A 24,925-nucleotide genomic window follows, 5' to 3' on the forward strand; every position below is an offset into this window, starting at 1 on the left:
CCCTTATAGACAAGTTTATTAGGGCAATTTCCTCAATTCACTTGCTTTTCATTGCAAGGTCTCTTTTACTTAACCTAATTGTTGCAAAAAATAGAGTCAGATATGCGAACGTCTGTTCTACTCCTACTAAGTTTTTGTTTTTTATTCCTTTTAGATTCAAGCTGCGCAAATGCTGGGCAATTAACAGTGCTAGATGGCAGCGGCAAGCCCTTGCAGCACGCCGTTGTTGAATTGACGGACGAGCCTGTTGAGTCAGCAGCAAAAGCAGTGGCGGTTATGGATCAAATCAATAAACAGTTTGTTCCTTTCATCCTCACGATTCAAAAAGGACAATTGGTTAATTTTCCCAATAGCGATGATATCCGTCATCACGTTTATTCGTTTTCTGCGGTAAAACCTTTTGAGCTAAAGCTATACGCTGGCACGCCAAATCAACCGCTTAAGTTTGAAAACGCTGGTGTAGTGGTGTTAGGTTGTAACATTCACGACTCTATGGTGGGCTATATTTACATTGCAGATGACAAGCAAGTATTGGTATCTGATGCGAATGGATTAGTAACTTTGCCGAATTCTACGAAACAAGTAACGGTATGGCATCCTTATCAAGATAATGACATAGATAGTCGGCAAACCGTGCAAATAGTGAACACTATGGAGCCGATGTCCGTAACAATAAAAACAACTTATCCAGCGCCGCGTAATACCTTTGGCGAGCGCTTTGGACAACATGAATGAATAACAGCTTTAAAAATAAAATAATTAGTCTCTGTATTTTGCTTATCCTAGTCACGGCGGGGATGAGCTTGGCAAGTTTTTGGTGGTCCACAAGTAAATTCAATGAAGCGCAAGTGCAAAGAAAAATTCAAGTGGCACAAAATGTTTATCAACAATATTTAAAAGCGCGAGAGCAGCTATTGGTTACCGCGGCGACTGTACTGACCGCTGACTTTGGCTTTAAACAGGCGGTCGCGACAAGAGACGCACAAACCATCAGTAGTGTGTTGCTTAATCACTCCCGCCGTATTGATGCCGACTTAATGCTGTTGCTGGATGTGAAAGGCGACCTGATCTCCGCTAACAGAGAAGGACTCGACTTCCCGAGTGACACCAGAACTTGGATGCAAGCGTTGCAAAGCCACACCGACCACTCAGCTTTTGTGGTGCTTAGTGAGCAGTTGTATCAAGTGATTATTTTGCCTGTGCGCGCACCTAGGACGATTGCATACTCAATTATTGGCTTTGAGGTTGGATCTGCTGTGGCGTTAGAGCTCAAAGAGCTGACAGGAATGGAAACAAGCTTTGTTGGTGCCGCTGATAACCTAAAAGCAAGCTCGCTGACTGCTCTTGCACTTGGTGGTGATTTATTTACTTTCCTAGCGGCGCAAAAAACGACACGGTGGCTTAGCCAGTATCCGGTATATGAAAGTGCTGAGGTGAGTTTACCTTCTCTTGCAAGTAACCCGGTGAGTTTGGTACTCAGTGCGGATTTAACTACTCAGTATCAAGAATTCGATAAAATGGTGTTGACCATTATTTTACTCTCCCTCGGTACTATCCTTATTGGTTTTATCACCAGTGGTATTGTTGCCAAGAATCTTACGACACCGCTTAGTAAGCTTACAGAGTTGGCAAAACGCTTTGCTAAAGGGGATTACTCAGCCAAATTGGAAGAGGCTCGACCGACCCAAGAAATTTGCCAGCTTGTTGACGCTTTTAATGATATGGGCGAAGACATTCAAGAGCGTGAAGAGCAGATCCGCTTTCAAGCCAGTCATGACCATTTGACTGGGTTTTTTAATCGTAATGCGGCATTGGATAAACTACATAGTATGCTCAGCAGTGGTGCAGAGTATTACTTTATTGCCATAGACATAAAGGGATTACGCCATATCAATGACAAGCTCGGCCCTCGGGTAGGAGATGATTGCATTAAAGCCGTGGCGAAACGGATAGCGGAGATCAATACAGCAGAAGGCGGATTGAATGTGAGGCTTGGTGGTGATGAGTTTTTAGTTGCACATCCAGCGAGTGCGTGTGCCGATCCGCAAAGTGCTGTGCTTGGTATTGTTGAATGTGCTGAGATGCTAAATCAAGGTCTGAGTAAGCCTTACACTGTGCAGGGATTAGATATTTCGCTTCACTTTAGTATCGGCGTAGTGCATTACCCCAAACAGGCACATACTCCCGAGGATGTCGTTCGCCGGGCTTTGATCGCAGTTGATACTGCAGCGCACGATGGTCATGATGTTTACTACTACCAATCAGGTGAAGATGAAGCCCATCTAGAGCGCCTGCAAATTATTGATGAACTAAAACACGCTATTGCCAACGATGATGGTCAGCTTTTTATGACCTACCAACCAAAGCTAAATATGAAAACCAATCGTATTGATAAGGTTGAGTCTCTTATTCGTTGGCAACGTAAAAATGGTGAATGGGTGTCGCCCGAACTATTTATCGATCTTGCCGAGCAATCAGGTTTGATTGTTGAGTTAACTCAGTGGGTAGTAAAAACTGTGGTGTCTCAAGTTGCTAATTGGGTACGTCAAGGTGAACGCATCAAGGCAGCTATTAATGTGTCGGCACAAGACATCGCAGATAAAAATTTCTTGTCTCATCTTAAGATGCTACTAGACACACATAACGTCAAACCTGAGTTGATCACCATAGAGCTTACTGAGCGAGACATGATTGAGAATGAGGAAAAAGGCATTGCGGTTCTCCAAGCGCTCAAACAGCTTGGCGTGCAGGTCTCGCTTGATGATTATGGTGTGGGTCAAACCTCCCTTGGTCGATTAAAAATGTTACCTATTGATGAGCTGAAGCTCGACAAGGTATTTATTTTAAAGCTCGCACAATCGGAAAAAGACCAGTTTATTGTGCGCTCCACCATCACGCTTGGTCACCAACTTGGTTTTAGCGTGGTCGCGGAAGGCGTTGAAGACAAAGCATCGCTTGAACTACTTGAGTCAATGCAGTGTGATTATGCACAAGGTTACTATCTAAGTAAGCCACTCAAAGCCGCAGACTTTGACCTGTGGCTGGGGAGATATAATGAAGTGGGCTAATGTTTTTGCTGTGTGCTTAATGGTATGCGGACCAACTTACGCCGCAACAGGAAAGTTACTAGCGACTCCCGGAGTGTCACAGGTTGAGGGAAGTGCAGGTGGTGGCATTGTGCCGTGGGCGCAGCTTGCTGGATATGCATCGGAAGATGAATGGTCCGCCAGCGGGTTTTGTAGCCGAGCTAGCCTAAAAGACTACCAGCTCGATGTGTGTGGCGTTCAAGCCAACTTATTCAATCGCGTAGAGTTAAGTTTCGCTCGACAAAACTTCGATGTGGATGCGCTTAATCTTGATATTGAGCAAGATATTGTCGGTGCCAAGGTGCGGCTATATGGCGATATCGTCTACAGTAAATATCCACAATTGAGCTTTGGCATTCAGCATAAGTCCTTGGATGATGCTACGGTTGCCAATTTGCTCGGCGCTGAAGATAACTCTGGAACGGATTATTACTTAGCTGCAAGCAAACTGCATTTGGGTGCTGTAGGCGGTTATAACTGGTTCTGGAATATTACGATGAGACACTCTCGGGCGAATCAACTTGGCATACTAGGTTATGGTGGTGCTAACGACAGTGCGCCTTGGCAACTAGAAGCCAGCAGCGCAGTGTTTTTATCGAGGCATTGGGCTGTCGGTGCAGAATACCGCCAAAAACCCAACAACCTTGGACTTGGTGAGTCAGATTGGAAAGATGTTTTTGTCGCTTGGATCCCGAATAAGTCAGTGAGTGTGACGGCGGCATGGCTAGACCTTGGCAAAATCGCAGGGCAGCCTTCTCAAACGGGTTGGTATCTATCTGTTACGGGGTATTTTTAAATGAAATGGCTATCACTAACGGCAATCTTGCTTTTCCTCGTGGCGTGTAGTGCTTCAACTCCACAAACCTCCCTATATGAGCAAATAGGGGGCAACGCCGGCGCAGAAAAGCTAGTAGACGCGTTTATTAAACAGATTGGCAATGATGACGTTATTTTACCGTACTTTAGAGAGTCCAATGTTAGGCACTTTCGTGAAGGGTTTATCACTCATCTGTGCGATACCTTAGATGGCCCTTGTGATTATGAAGGTGATAGCATGGTGCAGATCCACACCGGCATGGCCATTAGTGAGTCTGACTTTAATCGAGTGGTTGATCTCTTGATCAACGCAATGAATGAGGTTGGGATTGCTCACTCTCTACAAAATCAAGTTCTGGCCCGCCTAGCACCGATGCGAAGTGAAGTTATCAAGTTGTAGGCTCGATAGCAAAAAGCTTGCACAGAGGTTTGTTTGTATTTTGTTAGTAAACTTGTCCTTGCAGATAAATTGTGTTGTTTATTGGAATTACTGTTCTTAATCCAAAAGAGTAAAGTATAAGCTGAATTTTGATGCTTAATTCTGTAATCTAATAGCCAAATTGTCGTAAAGTTCGTCACGGTTTTAGCAACAAACAAATGCCATAGTGGGTTACAGCTCAAACCGTGCTGATTAGAAAGAGAGCCAAGTTGAAAAAAGTTATCACATTTGGAACCTTTGATGTATTCCACGTTGGTCATGTCAATATTTTAGAGCGAGCGAAAGCACTGGGTGATTATCTCATTGTGGGGATCTCGTCGGATGAACTTAACTTTTCGAAAAAAGGTAGAAATCCAATATACTCAATAGCAGATCGCCTAAAAATTATTAGCTCATTGCGATTTGTAGATGAGGTGTTTGTGGAAGAATCTCTGGAGCTAAAAGCGCAATATATCAAAGACTTTGATGCTGATGTTCTGGTGATGGGTGATGATTGGAAAGACAAGTTCGATATATATAAAGATATCTGTGATGTGGTTTATTTAGAGCGCACCCCATCAATTTCAACAACGGAAATAATAGAGGTCGTACGCAGACCCGAAGGAAAATAATAGCATGAAGCACGTGGTCGATAGGGAATGGCTCTTTGCAAACCTTGGCAAAGTGAAAGTATTGGATGCTGGTATTGTGAAACCGGGTCAGTCAGGCCCTTATAACGCCCCAGCAATCATTCAAGACGCGCTGCGTTTTGATATTAGTGGTGCGCTAGCTAATCCCCATGCTACATCACCCAATATGTGCTGCAGTCCAGCTCAATTTCAAGCAGAAATGCGACAGCTTGGTATCAACCAACATGATGTGTTAGTCGCTTACGATGATAAGGGTATGTTTAGCGCTGCCAGAGCTTGGTATATGCTCAAAATGATGGGTCATAAACAAGTCTATGTACTGGATGGCGGATTACCTGCTTGGTGTGAAAAACAATACCCTTTGAGTCAAGCGTACGCGCAAGTCCAACAAGCAGGAAACTTTGTCGCTGCATATGATGAAACAGCATTTGTAGATAAAGCCGCTGTGCTTAGTAATATTGACGCCGAACTGAGTTATCTATTTGATGCTAGAGGTGCAAAGCGCTTTACTGGTGAAGAGCAAGAGCCTCGTGCAGATATGCGCAGCGGCCATGTGCCTAAAAGTAAAAATCTGCCATACACGAGTTTGTTAAACGCCGATGGCTGCTTTAAACCACTCACCGAGCTTGAAGTGCTGTATAGCGACTTATCAAAGGATAAAACTAAGCCTCTGATATTCTCTTGTGGCTCAGGTGTCACAGCTTGTATTTTAGCGCTGGTGGCTGACGAGCTAGGTTATAAACAGTTGACGGTATATGACGGCTCGTGGAGTGAATGGGGCGCTGATCCCGATGTGCCCGTTGAGACGAGTTATACCACTATTTAATGTGAAAAAGGTGCCAATGGCACCTTTTTCATTTGTGAAGCGAGCTATTTTCTCGCTTCAAAAGAGATCACTTATGATAAGCAAGGCACGCTTCAACTTCGTGCTTTGAACCTAAAATAACACCAACGCGTTGATGTATTTCTTCAGGTTGAATATCCAAAATGCGTTCACGACCAGTGTGGGCAATACCGCCAGCTTGCTCGATAAGCATCGCCATTGGATTGGCTTCGTAAAGTAGGCGAAGTTTAAATGGCTTGTTTGGATCTTTACGGTCTTCTGGATAAGTGAATAGTCCGCCACGGCATAATACGCGGTGAACATCGCCAACCATTGCCGCTATCCAGCGCATATTGAAGTTTTTACCACGCGGCCCGGTTTCACCTTCAAGTAGATCGGCAATGTAGTTTTGCATTGCTGGGGTCCAGTGGCGTTGGTTTGAAGCGTTGATGGCAAACTCTTTGGTGTCTTCAGGAATGGCAGCAAAGTCTTGCGTGAGTAGGAAGCTACCGTGTGTTTTGTCCAGGGTAAACAAGCGAGTTCCCTTGCCTGTTGATAGTGCTAACATGGTTGATGGGCCATATAACACATAGCCCGCTGCTACTTGTTTATGACCTGGCTGCATAAAGATCGCAGGATCGCTAGGATCTGAACCTTCAGGGGCTTCCATAATAGAGAAAATAGTACCAACTAGTGAGTTAATGTCAGTATTGGATGAACCATCCAACGGATCGAAAGCGACAATATAGTTCGCTTTTGGATTGCCGGCGACGGTGTAATCTTCTTCTTCAGAAGCGATGGCTTTGACATAGCCAGATTCAAGTAAAATATCTTTCAATAGCTGGTTTGAAAGTACATCGAGCTTCTTTTGCGTTTCACCTTGAATGTTCTCATCTAAGGTTGAACCTAATACACCTGAAAGTGCACCTTGGCCAACACGGAACGATATTTCTTTACATGCCGCGAGAATGGTTCGGATTAGAGAAACCAACTCACGAGAACAACCATCTTCAATTAACACCGGAGGGAGTCTACGCATTTTTTAAATCCTGATCACCTTGTGTTTATGACAATAAATAGTGTGAGAGGTGCCATAAACAGCGCTGTAATTCGTCTTGAAAGACTGTAAATTGTATACGATTTCATATACAACTGGGGTTAAGCCTCAAAACCATAAATAACAAAGAGCAGCCATGAGAAAAATAACGTGCTTCACTCAAACTGTATCCGCTTTGCTACTGTGTATGATAACCCAAGCACACGCAGCAATTAAGTCTATTGATGAATTTACTGCCAGTTTTAATCATCATCCCGGTTTTTACGCCTTCTATAGCGATGATTCGAGCGGCAAATTGTACTTAGACATCGACAAACTAGACGCCCCTTTCTTGTTACAGCATAGTTTACCTTATGGTGTAGGTTCGAATGATATAGGTTTAGACCGCGGTCAGCTAGGCGGTACGCACTTAGTTCAGTTTGAACGTTTTGGTGATAAGGTAATGCTGCGTGCTATCAACACGTATTATCGCGCAAGTGCGAATAATATGGCCGAAAAGCAAAGCGTTAAAGAGGCTTTTGCTTCAAGCATTCTACACGGGTTCAACGTGGTTGCAGAAGATAAAGACAGTGTTTTGATTGACTACACGCCTTATCTACTCAGCGATGTGCATGGTGTTTCTCGCACGTTGGCAAATCGTAATCAAGGTAGTTTTAGCTTAGACTCAAGCCGCAGCGCTGTGTTTATGTCGCGTTCAAAGGCATTTGTTAAAAACACAGAACTTGAAGCCGTGTTGACTTTCAAAGGGACAAAGCCTGGTGAATACGTGCGCCAGGTGAGTGCAGATCCTTATGCGCTTACGGTACATCAGCACCATTCTTTAATTGAGCTGCCTGACGATAACTACCAGCCACGTGCATTTCATCCGCAATCGGGTTATTGGAGTATCGAGCATAAGGACTACTCAGCACCGCTTGGACAGTCAATGTTTGTGCGTTACATCCCACGCCACCGTTTACAGAAAAAAGACCCAACTGCACAAGTCTCGGAGGCCGTAGATCCAATCATTTACTATCTTGATCCTGGCGTACCTGAACCGGTCAAAACTGCATTACTTGATGGTGCTAAATGGTGGGATCAAGCTTTTGAAGCTGCTGGCTACAAAAATGCGTTTCAAGTCAAAGTACTTCCTGAAAATGCCGACCCTATGGATATTCGCTATAACGTGATCCAATGGGTGCATCGCGCTACTCGAGGGTGGTCATACGGCGCGTCGGTGATAGATCCACGTAGCGGTGAAATTTTAAAAGGTCACGTGACGCTAGGTTCGCTGCGTGTCCGTCAAGATATTCTTATCGCCGAAGCACTTTCTGCGCCATTTGTTGAGGGTAATGAGGTGACTGAGCGACTTCATGCTATGGCGCTAGACCGCATTCGTCAGTTGAGTGCACATGAAATTGGCCACACGTTGGGCATTGCACACAACTTCTCAGCGTCGGTAAAGGATCGCGCGTCAGTCATGGACTATCCTCATCCGCTGGTGGGATTTGAAAATGGCCAACTGGATATCACTAAGGGCTACGCAAAAGGCATGGGCGTGTGGGATACGCAAGTGATTAAATATGGTTATAGTGATTTCGCTGGTGCTGATGAAGCCACTGAGCTTGCAGCTATTCTTGCTGAGAATAAGGCGCTAGGGCTTGAATTTATCTCTGATTCTGACGCCAGAGCACAGGGTGGTGCACACCCAACGGCGCACCTTTGGGATAACGGTGCGGATCCTGCTGCCGAATTACTGCGTGTGCTGGATGTTCGCAAGCAGGCGTTGAATAGCTTTGGTATTCACAGCATTCAAAAAGGAGTTGCTCTGTCGCAGCTAGAGGAGAAACTGGTCCCACTGTATCTTTTCCATCGTTATCAGGTTGAAGCCGCAGTAAAATTGATTGGTGGCGTGGACTACGACTATGAAGTTCGCGGTGACGAGGCGATAAAAGGGGCGAAAGTCGTGGCTAAAGAGACGCAGCAAAATGCGACCAATGCGCTTTTGAGTACGCTGTCGCCTGCGGCGTTGACTATTCCTGACTCTATTTTGGCGTTAATACCTCCTAAGGCTTACGGTGAGTACAAAACTCGCGAAAGTATTAAAGGGAGAACTGGGCTAACCCTCGATGCGATGGCATTACCAGAAGTCGCCGCACAGCATAGCCTTGACTTGCTGCTTAATCCACAGCGATTAAATCGTCTTGCACAGCAGCACGCACGCGATACCCAATATTTTGGTACACAGGCACTTTTAGAGGCTTTATATCTGCAGGTATTTGCCCAATCCGGCAGCAAAGGTATGGCTCAAAAGCTACAGCAACGAGTGCAATACCTAAGTGCAACTCAGCTTGTAAAACTGAGTAACAACGATAAAGTCGCACCTGAAGTGCAAGCGCAGTTAAAGTTCTATTTAGCAAAAGTTGCGAAAGACTTTAATCAGTCGTCGGTATTTAGCGATGTTGCTTTTGAGCAAGCGTTTAAACATATGCTCGCACAGCAAATTAATCACTATCTAGATTCAGGAGAGTGGCCTGAAAGCTTTAAGGCGCTTGAAATGCCGCCAGGCTCACCAATCTAGCCTGAAAAAGGGCGCTCGAGTGAGCGCCCTTTTTAGTTATAATTAAGCAAAGCAACTTTCTCTTATTAGCTGCTTAATAATATCCTGACTTGGCTGGATTTTTTCCATTGCTAAAAACTCGTTGGGTTGGTGAGCTTGATTAATAGAACCTGGCCCCATAACGATAGTTTCGCAGCCTAGCTGTTGTAGAAAGGGTGCTTCGGTACAGTAGTTTACAGCAATTGCTTGTTGTCCTGACAGGCGTTCAGCCATTTTCACCAAAGCAGAGTCAGTTGAGCCGGTAAATGCCGGAATGGGTTCGTGCATATCTATAACCGAGACACTATTCGGATAATGTGTATTGATGGGTGCCATTGCTGCCGTGAGCATGGCTTGTAGTTCTTTGATGCTCAAACCAGGCAAAGGGCGCATATCAATATGCAGTTCACAACAGCCACAAATACGGTTGGCGTTGTCGCCGCCATGAATGTGTCCAAGGTTTAAGGTTGGGTAAGGAATAGCAAAATGTGGAGTTGAATATTTATTCTTTAATTCTTCTCTTAACTTTAATAAATTTGCAATCACCTGATGCATGATTTCAATGGCATTTAAGCCGCGCTCTGGATCTGAGCTATGACCTGAACGACCAACGATGCGGATGGCGGTCGTCATATGGCCTTTGTGGGTAAATACCGGCACCATATCAGTGGGTTCACCAATAATGCAGCGCGCCGGCTTCAAGCTTGGATGTTTTGCGATTTCCTGAGCACCAGCCATAGTGGTTTCTTCATCGGCGGTGGCTAAAATCATGATAGGTGCATTTTGCTGTAATTCATCAAGCTCTGAGATTGCATTCAATACGAAAGCAAAAAAACCTTTCATATCAATACTTCCAAGACCATATAATTTATTATCTTGCTCGCTTAATTTAAAAGGATCAAATTGCCAGCGGCTATCGTCGAAGGGAACGGTATCCGTGTGGCCGGCCAACATTAATCCACCATCGCCATTACCTCGTCTTGCAATTAGATTATATTTTCCTTTTGCATGTTCAAGCTCTGTTACTTCGACAGTAAATCCTAACGTTTCGCACCACTGTGCGAGTAGGTGGATCACATTCTGATTACTCATGTTGAGACTGTCTTCTAATGCACTGATAGATGGCGCGGCGATCAGTTGCTGATACATTTCCATAAAAGCGGGCAATTTCATAAAAATTCCTAAAATACTTATTCAAAGTTCTTGCATAAAAATATAAAGATGTTTAGAGTGAATATCAATTCACTTTTTTAGCATAAATATATTTTGGGACAGCAATGCGACGATTTGACTTCAACAACTAGCAGAACCAATCCTAATCAAACTTTTTTAATCTTGAGAACACTATGTTGAAAGTATCTATAATCGGAGCGAGCGGCTACAGTGGCGCTGAGCTTGCTAAGCTGGTTGCCAAGCATCCTGCCTTCACACTTGCGCATTGCTTTGTATCTGAGCAAAGCTTAGACAAACACAAATTCATCAGCGATTTATATCCAGAATATTCGGGCTTGCTAGATATTGAGCTGCAACCCTTAAATGAGCAAGCTTTTTCGTTGATAGAGCAATCATCGGACTATGTGTGTTTATGCACGGATCACAAAGTTAGCGTAGAACTTGCACCGGTATTTTTACAGATGGGCAAACGGGTTTTTGACCTATCTGGAGGTTACCGTTTATCTAGCAATGAAGACTACGAAACTTACTACGGTTTTTCTCACCCACATCAAGACTGGTTAGCGCAAGCGCAATACGGGTTAGCTGAATGGTATGGCGATGCTATTAAAACGGCAAAGTTAGTGGCGGTCGCGGGCTGCTATCCGACTGCGGCACTCAATGCACTTAAGCCATTACAACAAGCTGATCTGATAACAGAGCAGCCAGTTATCATTAATGCTGTTTCTGGTGTTACCGGCGCAGGTAGAAAAGCGAATGTCGCCACACACTTTTGCGAAGTATCTCTTGCACCATACGGTTTGTTTACGCACAGACATAGTCCAGAAATAGAAAAATACCTTGAACACCCAGTGTTGTTTACGCCGCATTTAGGGAACTTTAAGCGTGGTATCTTGGAAACGATCTACGTCACTCTGAAAGAAAATATCACACCAAATCAAGTTGATGCCGCTTACCAGGTGCTTGCCGATGAGCCGCTGATCAGATTAAAGGGGAGTCAACTCCCATCAATCAAAGCCGTTGAAAATCAGCCTTTTGTTGATATTGGTTGGCAGCAAAAGGGCAATCAACTGATTGTAGTGGTCGCGATTGATAACTTGCTTAAAGGGGCTGCAGGCCAAGCATTACAGTGTATGAACTTGGCGGCGGGACTTGAGCATTATCAAGGTTTAGGAGTAGTAGCATGAGCAAACAAACTTGGGTGATAAAACTAGGTGGTGCGGTGTTGAATCAAGAGGGTGCAGCGCAAGCATTGTTTTCAGCTATCAAGCAAATTCAACAGGATGCACCACACAAGCAGTTTGTGATTGTTCATGGTGGCGGGGCGCTGGTTGATAAGTGGCTGACCGATGCCGGTTTTGCTACTGCAAAACATCAAGGATTGCGGATCAGTCCACAAGAGCAAATGCCCTATATTGTTGGTGCACTTGCAGGCTGTGCTAATAAGCAACTGATGGCGGACGCTATTACCGCCACGCTCAAGCCCGTTGGATTGTGCTTATATGATGCTGGGTTTTCCACAACTCAAAAGCTTAAAGCGCTTGGCCGTGTAGGTAGCTGTGAAGCGAGTGAGGGTGGCATGCTTGAAGCTGTGTTGGAGTTTGATAGGTTGCCTGTTGTTAGTTCAGTTGGTATTGGCGCTGACGGCCATTTATACAATGTGAATGCGGATGAAGCAGCAGCTGCTATCGCCAGTAAACTTGGTGCAGAACTTATTTTTATGACTGACGTTGAGGCGGTACTTGATGGCGATAAACAGCCATTAAATCAACTTAACGCGGAACAGATTTCAACGTTAATCGCGCAAAAGGTCATTGTGGGCGGGATGGAGGTCAAAGTTAAGACCAGTCTTCACGCTGCCCAACACTTACGACGAGGGGTGTACATCTCTAGCTGGCAAAAGCCAGAAAATTTAATTGCGTTGCTCAATGGTGAGCACGTAGGTACACAAATTCTGCCGTAGGAAAACATCATGACTAAGCATTTTTTAACAGGTTTGGAATTAGACCAAACTAAAGTTTTGAACTTATTGAAGCTTGCAAAAAATATTAAAAATCAACCGCAAGAATACAACCAAGCCTTAGCTGGCAAGTCGATAGTCACGCTATTTGAAAAGCCGAGCTTAAGAACACGTTTGTCGTTCGATATCGGTATTCATAAATTAGGCGGCCATGCTGTGTATTTAGATCAGCAAAACGGTGCAATGGGTGCGCGTGAATCCGTAAAAGATTTTGCGCTTAATATTTCGACTTGGGCCGATGGCCTTGTGGCTCGCGTAAATCACCATAGCACGCTTGAAACGCTCGCTGAGTTTTCGTCTGTGCCTGTTGTGAATAGCCTATGTGATTTATATCACCCTTGCCAAGCGTTGGCTGATTTTCTCACCTTATTTGAAACTTACGACGATGTCAGCCAGATCAAAATCGCTTACCTCGGCGAAGGCAATAACGTAACACATTCATTAATGTTGCTTGCGGCAACATTAGGCACTGATTTTGTGGCGGTTTGTCCTAAAGGCCATTCTCCAGATGCACAAATTGTAAAGCAGGCTGAACAAATTGCAGCGGTAAATGGTGCCTCAGTTCTGGTCAGTGATCGGGTAGAAGCGGCGGCTGGCGCCAATGTGCTCTACGCTGATACTTGGGTTTCGATGGGGAATAAAACGCCACTTGAACAGGTGAAAGACACCTTTATGCCATATCAAATCAACCAACAATTGGTTGAAGCGTGTGGCGCACAAACCATTTTGCATTGCCAGCCAGCACATCGTGAGTTTGAAATTACTTCCGAAGTGATGGACGGGCCAAAGTCAAAGATTATTCAACAAGCTGAAAACCGCATGCATGCCCAAAACGCATTGCTGGTATCGCTGTTAAACAAAGATTACGTTTGAGGTTAAAGAACATGAGCAAGATTAAAAAAGTGGTACTGGCTTACTCTGGTGGATTAGACACATCAGCGATTGTACCATGGTTAAAAGAGAATTACGGTTGTGAAGTTGTCGCCTTTGTTGCCGATGTAGGTCAGGGTGAAGAAGAATTGGTTGGGGTTGAAGAAAAGGCAATCGCATCGGGTGCCTCTGAGTGCTATATCGTCGATTTAAAAGAGGAAATGGTTAGCGACTACATTTATCCAACTCTTAAAACTGGCGCTATCTATGAAGGGACATATTTACTGGGTACTTCAATGGCGCGTCCTATTATCGCCAAAGCACAAGTTGAAATCGCGCGTAAAGTTGGCGCGGATGCACTTTCTCATGGTTGTACTGGCAAGGGGAACGATCAGGTTCGTTTTGAATCTTGCTTCTCAGCGCTTGCGCCTGATCTTAAAGTGATTGCACCATGGCGTGAATGGTCGTTATCAAGTCGTGAATCGCTGCTTGACTATTTGGCTGAGCGTAATATCCCTTGTGCAGCCTCCGCCACCAAAATTTACAGTCGTGATGCCAATGCTTGGCATATTTCCCACGAAGGTGGTGAATTGGAAGATCCATGGAATGAGCCAAGCGATCAGGTTTGGACCATGACTAACTCTCCAGAAGCAGCTCCGGATCAGCCTGAATATGTGTCTGTATTAATCGAAAAGGGTGAAATCACCGGTGTTAACGGTGAGCGTTATAGTCCTTATCAGTGTCTAGTTAAGTTAAACGAGATTGCAGCACCGCATGGTGTTGGTCGTGTGGATATCGTTGAAAACCGCCTAGTCGGCATGAAATCTCGTGGCTGTTATGAAACGCCGGGAGGCACTGTGATGATGGCTGCGTTACAAGCGATTGATGAGCTGATCTTAGACAAATCTTGTCGTAAATGGAAAACCGCGCTTAGCGAAGAGTTTGCGCACTTAGTTTATGACGGTCGCTGGTTTACCCCACTGAAAGATTCAATTCTAGCTGCCGCAGAGTCTTTCGCACAGCAGGCAACTGGCGAGGTGGTGCTTAAGCTTTATAAAGGCCATGTACATGCAGTGCAAAAGCAATCAATCAATAGCTTATATAGCGAAGATTTTGCCACATTTGGTGAAGATGACGTATATGACCAATCTCATGCGGAGGGATTCATTCGTCTATTCTCATTATCTAGCCGGATAGCGGCGTTAAACAAGCAAAAGCAGTCTTAAGGTAGGAGAGCGAGATGGCATTATGGGGCGGCCGTTTTTCATCAGGTCCTGATGAGGCATTTAAGCAATTTAATGATTCTCTGCCATTTGATTATCAATTGGCAGAGCAAGATATTGTTGGCTCTATCGCTTGGGCGGGTGCGCTAAAGCAAGTAGATGTATTAACTGAAAGCGAACATCAGCAGATCATTTCAGCGCTGAAACAGCTTTTGGATGAAGTGATTGCTGATCCGCGTAGTGTAGCAACCGCGGGACATGAGGATATTCATTCTTATGTTGAAGCTAAACTTATCGACAAAGTGGGTGACTTAGGTAAAAAGCTGCACACAGGTCGAAGCCGTAACGACCAAGTAGCCACTGATTTTAGACTGTGGAGTCGAAAAACGGCGCAGCAACTGCTTGTGGCATTGAGCTCACTAAAGCAAGCTCTAGTGACACTTGCAGAGCAGGAGCTTGGTACTATTTTACCAGGCTACACCCATTTACAGCGTGCTCAGCCTGTACTTTTTAGTCATTGGTGTATGGCTTACGTTGAGATGATTGAGCGCGATGAGTCGCGCTTAAATGATGCGCTTGAAAGGTTAAATGTGTGTCCACTTGGCTCAGGTGCGCTAGCGGGGACTGCCTATCCTATCGATCGTGAAGTGTTGGCCGTTAACCTTGGCTTTAGAGAAGCCTCTCGTAATAGTTTAGATGCGGTCTCTGATCGTGACTTTGTTGTTGAGCTACTCAGTTGTGCGTCTATTTCTATGATGCATTTATCTCGTTTTGCTGAAGATTTGATCTTTTACAATTCTGGTGAATCTGGATTTATTGATTTGGCCGACAGTGTGACATCCGGTTCATCCTTGATGCCACAGAAAAAGAACCCTGACGCCTTAGAGTTGATCCGTGGCAAAACAGGTCGAGTTTTTGGCGCCTTTAGCGGCATGATGATGACGCTTAAAGCTTTGCCTTTGGCCTACAACAAAGACATGCAGGAAGACAAAGAAGGCCTATTTGATGCCATGCCAACTTGGCTTGCGTGTATTCATATGGCTGAAGCATGCGTTAAAGGCATTAAGGTTAATGATGATAAAACGTTAGCGGCGGCAAAAGGTGGTCACGCCAATGCAACAGAGCTTGCTGATTATCTCGTTGCTAAGGGAATACCGTTTAGGGAAGGCCATCACATCGTCGGTGAATTAGTGCAGTTAGCAATTAGTAAGGGGCAAAACCTCGAGGATCTGAGCTTAGAGGAATTCCAGCAAGTCAGCGCAGTAATTGCAGAGGATGTCTACCCGGTACTCGAAATTGACGCTTGTATTGCCGCTCGTAAAGCATTAGGCGGCACCTCATTGCCACAAGTGACCAATGCCATTAAAACGGCAAAAAAAAAGCAAAAAATCCTAGTGCGTGATGCCAATTTAGATGATGTTGAAGCCATTGCCGGACTGATCCAGTATTGGGCTAAAGTAGGTGAGAACCTACCGCGAGCGAAAAGTGACATGATCCATAGTATCAACGAGTTTGCGGTGACAGAGGTCGATGGCAAAGTGACAGGATGTGCATCTTTATATATTTACGACACTGGGCTTGCGGAAATTCGCTCTTTGGGTGTAAATCCCGAAAGCGAAATAAAGGGACAAGGGCAACTTTTAGTTGAGCATTTACTGGTGAAAGCCAAAAAATTGGCACTCAATCGTATTATTGTGCTAACTAGAGTGCCAGGCTTCTTTATGAAACAAGGCTTTAACAACTGTACCAAAGATAGCTTGCCTGAAAAAGTGATGAAAGACTGTGAGTTGTGCTTGCGTAAAGATAACTGTGATGAAATTGCGATGGATTTCATTATAAAACAAACATCTAGCTTAAGTATTCCATGTAAATTTGTGGCTTAACATCCAACTTTTATAGAATCAAAAAGAGCGCTAGTAAGCGCTCTTTCTGTATGTAAATCAACCGATTGAAATTAATTTAATAAATGTTGGCATGTCTCGTGCTATGTAAATCTCGATAATTTTTAGGTGACTCACTTTTAGAGTTAAGACTAATTTGTAAATATTGAGGGAAATTCAATGCTAAAGATGATTCTAGCGAGAAAAAATCAAGCTAAAACAGCTGGTCAAACAAAGTCGCTTTCTGATAAGGTAATTCAATCTGGAAGTAAACTTGAGATGGTATCTGGCGCACGTGGAAGTGTAATTACTCCGCCTGGGTCTAAAGAACCGTACTAATGATTAATGTTAATTTATGACTTTTTTGGTATGAGTATAGGAGCCCTTGTTATATGGGGCTTCTTGATGGCCACACTGCTACATCTATTTTTTTATATACTAAAAGTCCAGAAAAATTTACAGCTACTCCTTGCTTCTACTCTGTTATTTATCTCCTACTTTGTAAGCGATTTTATCATTGTTTCTGATAGCTATAACACAGCTATTCACGGCATATTTGCTTTATTTGATCTCTTTACTTTATTAGCTCTTTTTCTTGCCACTTATACTTTTTTTAAAGATGAAAAGCTTGAAGTGGGCGTTTTATATACTATGATAGGTTTGGCTATTAATACTGTTATGTTCTTCTTTATGTATATTGATACATATATTTATGAAAATGTAACGCGCTGGCTGTTATGGTATTTGTACTCATATTTAGTGATTTCTGTGGACTTTATTATGGTTACTTCTCTATTAGTCAATAAAGATTGGTTAGGTATTAAATGGGCTATAAGTAAGGTGAGAGCTAGGGTAGCTTGAAGTTGTGGTCGATTTTCACTATTTGTTTTACTTGTTTCTTAGTAGTTTGCACTCATGGATTCTACTGTTTGTTGCACTCTTTAACTTTGTTCGAGCAACTAAAAACCCTAAATTTAAGCAGCTCAGTGGCATTTCATTTCTCCTCGCAGGTTCATATTTTCTCACAATACCTACATTTTATTTTTGCGAGTCAAAAGGCTGGTTAACTGGTACAGCGGGGTTCTATGATCTTTCAATTTACTTTATATTTTTATTCTTAGATATTTCTATAATACTTTTGCTAGTTAAGCTATTTAAGTTTCCAGAATTTAGACTGACAAGAGTAGTGAAGTCCTATGTGATAGGTTTTTTAACAGTAAACTCATTTCTTTTTGTTTTAATTATAAGTGAGGATATTATTACTAATCACCGAGTGGATAAAGAGTATCGTGATTGGGTTTACTGGTTATACACTATCGGAATGTATATAACCGATTGGCTTTTAATTGTCGTTTTGCTTATTCCTAAGGACTTTCTTGGATTATACGCCATAATAAAAGAGCGGCGATGGCCGCTCGTTAAAACTGATATTCCACGCTCAACGTGAGTGCTGCGTGGCTTTCGTCTTCTTCCTGAGACTTATCTTGCCATGCCTTTAGGCCAATTTTAGCAAGCGCGCCAAACACACCTTGTTGGTAACCGAGCTCGAGCTGATTTCGTTCAACGTCTAGTGTGTCAAATTCAACTCGTTTTAGTTTGGCATAAGTACCAATGCCATCTGTGCTGAAGTAATCTAACGCGAGAGTGAGGTTTTTAGCGTCTAATCCCGAGCTTGCTCCAAGCCAAAGGTCGCGTTCACTGTAGTTCGCTGAATCTAGGGTATTGTCTCTTGGGCAAAGCGCGAGCTTTAGCTCGTCTTTACAATCAATGCTTGTATCTGAGTATTCAATAAAGCTTTTAAGACGATAGTCTTTACCACCCCAATAACTTTCAATACCTAGGGTGTACATTGGATTGCTTGGTAACGCACCACTGTCGTTATTGCCTGCAAACTCACCGTATAAAGCGAGCGGTTGATTAGCTAGCCTAGTGGAATATTTGAAGTCAACGCTGGTGAGGCGTTGCGTTTGCTTTTCGCTTTCAAGGTTTTGTTGTTGATAAACAAAGTCGCTGGATGTTGTACTAAAGCCAAGTTCTAACCCTTGAATTGGAAAAGCTGCCGCTCTAAACCCCCAAAAATCACCATCCTTTTTACTGGCTATACTTGGGCGTTGTTTTGCCATAATGGCCGTCACTTGCCAAGGACCAACGAAAGAGAGAAAGCTCGGTCCAATGTAGTTGTTATTGGCACGACTCAAACGAACCGCTTTCATTGGGGCTGCGTTGTTTGAAAGCATCAGCGCGTTTTCGTTGCTCGGTCCCCACCAGTAGCTTAGCCGCTCAGCGCTGAGAGACCAATTACCAAACAGCACTGCGAGGTGGCTGCCGTGGTGATTCACGTATTTTCCATCTTGGCCTTCATCTGCGTAGTTAACCGCAACTTTAGCGCTAACAGCACCACCTGTAATAACGCCATAAGTACGCAAGCCTGAACGTTCATTTTGACGTTCACCAAAGCCAGTGGAGCGCTCTTCAGCACCGTTAAAATGTGCTTTTACACTACTGTATCTTTCTCTTTTTGCTTGTTTTAGCGCATGGCGTAAATGTGCCAATGCAAAGCCTGCGGTTTCAGAGAGATTTCTTTCATCAATAGCGGCGAGGTCATTAACAATGCCGCTCCATAGCAGAGGATATTGATTAACTGGGCGATTTATCACGCCTTCTGCAACCAGTAAATCTATGCTGTGTTTAAGCTCACTTTGCGACACCTCTATCCAAGGTGAAGCGTGCGCATAAGTACCAACCAATACGGCTAGGGATAATAGGCACTTTTTCATCCGTGTAGTTTTTCCTCTAAAGCTTTGGCAACCAGCGGATGAACAAATTCACTGACATTGCCTTTATGAAGCGCAACTTCTTTTACTAAAGTTGACGAGATAAATGAATTCTTTTCAGATGGCGTTAAAAATACGCTTTCCAAATCGGGATGTAAACGGCGATTCATATTGGCCAGTTGGAACTCATAGTCAAAGTCAGACACCGCGCGAATACCGCGGATCAGCACGTTGGCTTTTTGTTCTTTCGCTAAATCAACGAGTAATCCTGAAAACCCAATCACCTTTACATTTTTATGTGACTTTAAAATTTCTTCAGCCAAAGCAACACGTTGCTCTAGTGAGAAACAAGGTTGTTTATTTGGGTTATGGGCAATTGCCAAGATCACGGTATCAAACATTTTTGCTGCACGTTTGATTAAGTCTTCATGTCCATTAGTGAGGGGATCAAATGTGCCAGGGTAGAGGGCGATGACTTTCATAAGCGTAACTATGTTGAATTTTTTTGTATGGTAACAAGGTTTTTTTGAAAAAACACTGGTCAGCTTTGTCGGATCTAAGCTTATCTAGAGGTAAAATTAGTGCTATTTTTTCACATGGAGCGCGCAATAGCCTAGTAACACTAGCAATAGCGCGACCACGTTATCAACAAAGATAGAGAATCGTAATGAATACCAAGGAAAAAATAATACGTACCAGCATCGCGTTATTTAATTTGCATGGAGAGCGCGCGATTACGACAAACCATATAGCGTCCAGTTTGGGGATTAGTCCTGGCAATTTGTACTATCATTTTAAAAATAAAGAAGACATCATTCGGCAAATATTCGCGCTTTATAGCGAGCATTTAAATACGCATTTTAAGCCACTGGAGCAGCACAACGAACCGCTTGAGCAGCTAACTCAATATTTAGACTCCTTGTTCGACCTGATGTGGCGTTATCACTTTTTCTACGACAATCTGACAGACATTTTGGCTCGTGATGATGAATTGAAAAAAAACTACATTGCTTTTCAGTCACGCTTACTTGAGCAAGTAAAAGCGGTAGTAATTGGCCTAAGAGATACAGGCGTGATCACCATAGATGATGACGATGCTAAAGAGCTTGCGCATATGTTGAAAATGACTGTTAGTTTCTGGACTCCTTATGTTAAAGCCAGAAGAATGACTGGCGTCCTTGAGCAACAAGATATATACAATGGCATTGTTAAAGTACTGATGATTTTTAAACCTTACGCGACGCCCATGAGCGCACCGAAAGTGGCACAACTTCAGCAGCATTATCAAGCACTAGCAGAGGCGAGCTTACCGAGTATTGCTTAGCCTTAAATAATTAAGCCGGCCTTTTGCCTTGGTGGGCACGGCAAAAGGCTTTGTAGAGCACGAAGGGAAAAGGTTTGTTTATTTCCTAATCGGCTCTGAGTTTGATATACTCGCGCGCCCGAACTGTCCTCGGTCAGTGTGCGCCACGATAAAGTCCGCTTAGGTCAAATCAGTGCGTCATCGCAACCGATAATCGATCTGTAGTAGAGTGACTTTTATGCTTAAATTTATCGTCAAATTACATCCCGAAATTGCTATTAAGAGCAAATCCGTCCGTAAGCGTTTTACCAAAGTATTAGAGAAGAACATCAAAATGCTGTTGGTTCGCGTTGACGAAAACGTAAAAGTTAAAAATAACTGGGACAATATCTCAGTGACGAGCGAGCTAAGTGACGAGAAAACCCGCCTTGGTCTAATCGACCACCTTAAACGCACGCCAGGTATTGTGCAGTTTATTGAGGTGCAAGAAACACAGTTCGATACGCTTGATGATATCTACCAACAAACGATTGCTTTGGTTGAGCCATTGCTCAAGGGCAAAACGTTTTGTGTACGCGTAAAGCGCCAAGGTAAGCATGAGTTTACTTCAAGCGACGTGGAGCGTTATGTTGGTGGCGGTTTAAACCAAAATGTAGAGGGTGCCAGCGTAAGGCTGAAAAAACCTGATGTGACGGTTAAAATCGAAGTCAAAGACAATAAAGCTTACATCGTTCGTCACCAGCACTTTGGTCTAGGTGGCTTCCCACTACCAACGCAAGAAGACGTGCTGTCTTTGGTTTCTGGCGGATTCGACTCGGGTGTTGCGACTTATCAAATGATGCGAAAAGGCGCGCGTACGCACTTTTTGTTCTTTAACTTAGGTGGCGCAGCCCACGAAATTGGCGTTAAGCAAGTAAGCCACTACTTGTGGAAACAATTTAGCTCTACCCACAAAGTTAAATTTATTACGATTGACTTTGAGCCAGTTGTCGCTGAAATTCTTGAGAATATCGAAAGCGGACAAATGGGCGTGGTACTAAAACGCATGATGATGCGTGCAGGTGCTGTGGTCGCAGAGCGTTTGGGGATCCCTGCACTGGTAACTGGTGAGAGTATTGGTCAGGTATCAAGCCAAACCTTGGCTAACCTTAACGTGATTGACCGTGTTACAGAGATGCTGATCTTACGACCGCTTATTCAACACGATAAAGAAGAGATCATTCGTATTGCCAGAGCGATTGGCACCAATGAAATGGCAGAAGCAATGCCTGAATATTGTGGTGTGATCTCTCAAAAACCAACGGTAAAAGCACAGCTTCACAAGATATTAGCTGAAGAAGAAAAGTTTGACTTTGATGTATTGAACACAGTTGTAGCGAACGCGACGGTAAAAGATATTCGTGATATTGAAGCTGAAGCAAAAGAAGAAGTGAAAGAAGCGGAATCGGTAAGTGAATTACCTGACAACGCGGTGGTACTAGATATTCGTTCTCCAGAAGAGGAAGATGCCAACCCTCTAGAGCTAGATGGTGCACAAGTGATCCACTTACCTTTCTTTAGATTAGCCACTAAGTTTGGTGACTTACCACAGGACAAAGAATACTACTTGTACTGTTCGAAAGGCGTAATGAGCCAGTTACAAGCACTTATTCTGCATGAAAATGGCTATGCTAACGTCAAGGTGTACCGTCCTTAAAATAAAGCGTGTTAACAAGCGTTGGGTGAGACTTTAGGATTTACCCAACGCGCGTTTTTTGTGGGGGTTGCTTGTTTATCCCCGTTTATTTACTAGGTATTTTGTAGCTGCCTTCCACAGTTAGTATCAAAGCGCATCCATGCGCTCCTCGTTCATTCTTTTGAAACGACGCAATTGAGCGAATCAAGAAAACGTCGCCCCGACATCATACTGAATCCTAAACCCAAAAAACGGATAGGAAAGCAACCGACATCCCGCCGGCGCATTGCATATCGGCTTATGCTTCTCAGGTGTGATGAAAGGGGAATTATACCAGTTGTATTAAGTAAATGATCTATCTTGAAGCGGGGAAATAGCTTTAGTAGCAAGGCAAAAATTTTGCTATTTAGTTGTTCTAAATGAGAAATTTTTAACGAAGCTAATATGCTATTTCACCCTTCAAATTGATTAGAGAATTAATTCAATTGGTATTAGCTGCTTATGAAATCTTCTACGGTTTTAGCAGTTAAACTGCTTGCAAGTATTGCAAAAACAATCTGCGTAGTGTGCCTCATAATTCACAGTGTAAATAGTTTTGTGGGAGATGTATGGACTCCTCCCCCTTAACGGGAGAGTACGGTATAAAGATATTGCAAAACACTTTTACCAAATAAGGAGTCCATACATGACACAGTCTAATTTAATTGCTATCGACTTGGCAAAAAACATTTTCCAAGTAGCACAGTTGAAAGGCAATAAACTCAAGTTTAATAAGCCAATGAAACGCGAACCTATGCTTGAGTTGCTAGCAAAAGCCGAGGGTTCAAAGGTTGTGATGGAAGCTTGTGGTAGTGCCCAGCATATTGCTCGCAAAGCGCTGTCGCTGGGGCATGATGTCATGTTACTTCCCCCTAAATTTGTTAAAGCGTTTAGGCAAGGCCAAAAAACCGATGCGAACGATGTCCTCGCCATTGCCAGTGCAAGCCAAGCATACAACGTGAAGCCCTGTAAAATCATGACAGTTGAAGAGCAAACATTGCAATCATTGAACCAAGCGAGAACCTTAGTAGATAAACAAAAGACTCAGCTTTCAAATCAAATACGTGGCTTGCTATTAGAGTTTGGTGTTGTCATTAATCAAGGCGATGCAGCGTTAACACAAGTCGTTCCAGATATTTTAGAAGATGCTGAAAATGCGCTCCCCATCGCATTAAAACAAGCACTCGCGGTGAGTTATGACCTATATAAAACACAATGTGCCGCTAAAGCACAGCTACATAAACAAGTTGAAGCGATAACCAAGCAAAATGACAGTTGCCAGCGTTTAATGGCATTAGAAGGTGTTGGCCCTATTACCGCGATAGAGCTGCTATCCTTTTTAGGCAATACCTCACAATTTAGTGATGCCAGAGGGGCGGCGGCATGTGCAGGTGTTACACCGACCCAGCACTCATCAGGCGGAAAAGCCAAGATAGGCCATATCCCCAAAAGACGAGGCAATACATTAAGGAAAAACCTGTTTCTCGGTGCAAGAACGGTAGTCAGCAGGCTAAAACATAAAGAAGCGACCACAGAGAAAGAACGCTGGATAAAAAACCTACTCGCCAAGAAAAGCGTGAAATGTGTTGCCATTGCATTGGCCAACAAAACGGTTAGAACAGCCTATGCCTTACTTAAAAACGGCTCAACATACGAGCCAAAAATCTTAGCGGCATAGCACTGAGTAACAAAAGAGAAAATCAAGATAAATAGAACGTAAAAGCATAAAGCATAAAGCATAAAGCATAAAGCATACTGAGATTACCCCCAGTATTGAACAAGCCAAGGTAGAGCATTAAGCGGTGAGACCCACCCTTGAGAGCCTGTTAAACCGCAGGTGTATACAAATACCGCGTGGGAGAGAAGGCACAAGGGCGCGAATACATCAAAGAGGCCGAGGTAGCACCTCATCAAGAGCCCGGATATAAGCACGCAATCACACTAATAATGCTAAAAGTGGCTTGTACAATTGGAGGAGTCCATATAAGCGCATTTACTTAGGTTTAGAAAACCTCGCGATGTGTTGATTGGCTTGCGAGGTTTTATATCTCAAATCTCTATACCTCAAATAGCTAAAAACCCGTCGCATTACTGCAACGGGTTTTGATGTACATGGATGTTCGAATGTCGATGAAGTTCATGGATGAACGCTTTTCATCAACCTCTTATTTGGCCCTGGCTCGCTACGAAGTGGGATGTTCTCATTTTTTAAATAGAGAGTCACATGGGTAATCCACACTATCATCGACTGGAAACCTTAATTGCAAGCCATCGGTGGGTAAACCTCCTACCATGTTGCACTGTGCTTATACTGTGGTGGGAGTAGGAGCGCATTTACTTAGGTTTAGAAAACCTCGCGATGTGTTGATTGGCTTGCGAGGTTTTATATCTCTCAAATCTCTATACCCCAAACAGCAAAAAACCCGTCGCATTTCTGCAACGGGTTTCTCTTATTTGGCCCTGGCGATGTTCTACTTTCACATGGGTAATCCACACTATCATCGACGCTGTTTTGTTTCACTTCTGAGTTCGGCATGGGG

General features: G+C 43.6%; 20 protein-coding genes. 16 read left to right on the top strand and 4 right to left on the bottom strand.

What is annotated here, in order from left to right; genetic code table 11:
- The first annotated feature begins 102 nt into the window (after positions 1 to 102).
- The 6 genes from MHN30_RS22960 (at position 103) to MHN30_RS22985 (ending at position 5,796) form a co-directional block, all read left to right on the top strand.
- Complete coding sequence (locus MHN30_RS22960) at positions 103 to 735, top strand: methylamine utilization protein (RefSeq protein ID WP_174170468.1); 633 nt, start codon at positions 103 to 105, stop codon at positions 733 to 735.
- On the top strand, positions 732 to 3,068 hold the full coding sequence (locus tag MHN30_RS22965) for an EAL domain-containing protein (RefSeq protein ID WP_239361220.1): 2,337 nt from the start codon (positions 732 to 734) through the stop codon (positions 3,066 to 3,068). The genes MHN30_RS22960 and MHN30_RS22965 overlap by 4 nt, the downstream gene beginning before the upstream one ends.
- Positions 3,055 to 3,882 carry a DUF3034 family protein gene (locus MHN30_RS22970; protein WP_239361222.1) on the top strand — a complete coding sequence of 276 codons (828 nt, stop codon included), beginning with the start codon at positions 3,055 to 3,057 and terminating at the stop codon, positions 3,880 to 3,882. Before MHN30_RS22965 ends, MHN30_RS22970 begins: the two co-directional genes overlap by 14 nt.
- Complete coding sequence (locus tag MHN30_RS22975; protein WP_069020563.1) at positions 3,883 to 4,302, top strand: group 1 truncated hemoglobin; 420 nt, start codon at positions 3,883 to 3,885, stop codon at positions 4,300 to 4,302.
- A gap of 248 nt (positions 4,303 to 4,550) precedes the next feature.
- Positions 4,551 to 4,952 (top strand): adenylyltransferase/cytidyltransferase family protein, encoded by a 402-nt coding sequence (locus MHN30_RS22980; RefSeq protein WP_010605851.1) that lies wholly within the window; start codon positions 4,551 to 4,553, stop codon positions 4,950 to 4,952.
- 4 nt (positions 4,953 to 4,956) lie between these two features.
- Positions 4,957 to 5,796 carry a sulfurtransferase gene (locus MHN30_RS22985; RefSeq protein WP_239361224.1) on the top strand — a complete coding sequence of 280 codons (840 nt, stop codon included), beginning with the start codon at positions 4,957 to 4,959 and terminating at the stop codon, positions 5,794 to 5,796.
- A 67-nt stretch (positions 5,797 to 5,863) separates the two neighbouring features.
- On the opposite strand, the gene MHN30_RS22990 is transcribed toward MHN30_RS22985, so the two are convergent.
- Positions 5,864 to 6,832 (bottom strand): class 1 fructose-bisphosphatase, encoded by a 969-nt coding sequence (locus MHN30_RS22990; protein ID WP_010374260.1) that lies wholly within the window; start codon positions 6,830 to 6,832, stop codon positions 5,864 to 5,866.
- A 154-nt stretch (positions 6,833 to 6,986) separates the two neighbouring features.
- On the opposite strand from MHN30_RS22990, the gene MHN30_RS22995 reads away from it, so the two are divergent.
- Entirely contained in the window at positions 6,987 to 9,410 is a 2,424-nt protein-coding gene (locus MHN30_RS22995) for a zinc-dependent metalloprotease (RefSeq protein WP_239361225.1), read from the top strand.
- A gap of 42 nt (positions 9,411 to 9,452) precedes the next feature.
- Here MHN30_RS22995 and argE read toward each other — a convergent pair whose 3' ends face one another.
- Complete coding sequence (gene argE / locus MHN30_RS23000; protein WP_239361226.1) at positions 9,453 to 10,601, bottom strand: acetylornithine deacetylase; 1,149 nt, start codon at positions 10,599 to 10,601, stop codon at positions 9,453 to 9,455.
- A gap of 176 nt (positions 10,602 to 10,777) precedes the next feature.
- Here argE and argC point away from each other — a divergent pair, with 176 nt between their 5' ends.
- The 6 genes from argC to MHN30_RS23030 all read left to right on the top strand — a co-directional run bounded on the left by argC (position 10,778) and on the right by MHN30_RS23030 (position 17,455).
- Positions 10,778 to 11,788, top strand: a complete 1,011-nt coding sequence (gene argC, locus MHN30_RS23005) for an N-acetyl-gamma-glutamyl-phosphate reductase (protein WP_239361233.1) — start codon at positions 10,778 to 10,780, stop codon at positions 11,786 to 11,788.
- Positions 11,785 to 12,564 (top strand): acetylglutamate kinase, encoded by a 780-nt coding sequence (gene argB / locus MHN30_RS23010; RefSeq protein WP_130165017.1) that lies wholly within the window; start codon positions 11,785 to 11,787, stop codon positions 12,562 to 12,564. The genes argC and argB overlap by 4 nt, the downstream gene beginning before the upstream one ends.
- A gap of 9 nt (positions 12,565 to 12,573) precedes the next feature.
- Positions 12,574 to 13,494, top strand: a complete 921-nt coding sequence (locus MHN30_RS23015) for an ornithine carbamoyltransferase (protein WP_099030412.1) — start codon at positions 12,574 to 12,576, stop codon at positions 13,492 to 13,494.
- Positions 13,495 to 13,505: 11 nt separating this feature from the next.
- Positions 13,506 to 14,717 carry an argininosuccinate synthase gene (locus tag MHN30_RS23020; RefSeq protein WP_010374248.1) on the top strand — a complete coding sequence of 404 codons (1,212 nt, stop codon included), beginning with the start codon at positions 13,506 to 13,508 and terminating at the stop codon, positions 14,715 to 14,717.
- Between the two features lie 14 nt (positions 14,718 to 14,731).
- The gene (gene argH / locus MHN30_RS23025; protein WP_239361227.1) at positions 14,732 to 16,597 is read left to right on the top strand and encodes an argininosuccinate lyase; all 1,866 of its coding nucleotides are present in this window, start codon (positions 14,732 to 14,734) and stop codon (positions 16,595 to 16,597) included.
- Between the two features lie 402 nt (positions 16,598 to 16,999).
- On the top strand, positions 17,000 to 17,455 hold the full coding sequence (locus MHN30_RS23030; protein WP_223193776.1) for a hypothetical protein: 456 nt from the start codon (positions 17,000 to 17,002) through the stop codon (positions 17,453 to 17,455).
- Positions 17,456 to 18,012: 557 nt separating this feature from the next.
- On the opposite strand, the gene MHN30_RS23035 is transcribed toward MHN30_RS23030, so the two are convergent.
- Both MHN30_RS23035 and coaD read right to left on the bottom strand, forming a co-directional pair.
- A complete protein-coding gene (locus MHN30_RS23035) occupies positions 18,013 to 19,371 on the bottom strand; it encodes a capsule assembly Wzi family protein (protein WP_239361228.1) in 1,359 nt (452 codons plus the stop codon).
- Entirely contained in the window at positions 19,368 to 19,850 is a 483-nt protein-coding gene (gene coaD / locus MHN30_RS23040; RefSeq protein ID WP_010374242.1) for a pantetheine-phosphate adenylyltransferase, read from the bottom strand. The genes MHN30_RS23035 and coaD overlap by 4 nt, the downstream gene beginning before the upstream one ends.
- 185 nt (positions 19,851 to 20,035) lie before the next feature.
- Here coaD and MHN30_RS23045 point away from each other — a divergent pair, with 185 nt between their 5' ends.
- The 3 genes from MHN30_RS23045 to MHN30_RS23055 all read left to right on the top strand — a co-directional run bounded on the left by MHN30_RS23045 (position 20,036) and on the right by MHN30_RS23055 (position 24,063).
- Positions 20,036 to 20,692 (top strand): TetR/AcrR family transcriptional regulator, encoded by a 657-nt coding sequence (locus MHN30_RS23045; protein ID WP_010374241.1) that lies wholly within the window; start codon positions 20,036 to 20,038, stop codon positions 20,690 to 20,692.
- Between the two features lie 217 nt (positions 20,693 to 20,909).
- Positions 20,910 to 22,367 (top strand): tRNA uracil 4-sulfurtransferase ThiI, encoded by a 1,458-nt coding sequence (gene thiI, locus MHN30_RS23050; RefSeq protein ID WP_239361229.1) that lies wholly within the window; start codon positions 20,910 to 20,912, stop codon positions 22,365 to 22,367.
- Positions 22,368 to 23,031: 664 nt separating this feature from the next.
- On the top strand, positions 23,032 to 24,063 hold the full coding sequence (locus tag MHN30_RS23055; protein WP_239361231.1) for an IS110 family transposase: 1,032 nt from the start codon (positions 23,032 to 23,034) through the stop codon (positions 24,061 to 24,063).
- Positions 24,064 to 24,925 lie beyond the last annotated feature (862 nt).

Origin of the sequence: Pseudoalteromonas sp. OF7H-1 (assembly GCF_022347825.1) — a bacterium.
In the GTDB taxonomy this organism is placed as follows: domain Bacteria; phylum Pseudomonadota; class Gammaproteobacteria; order Enterobacterales; family Alteromonadaceae; genus Pseudoalteromonas; species Pseudoalteromonas maricaloris.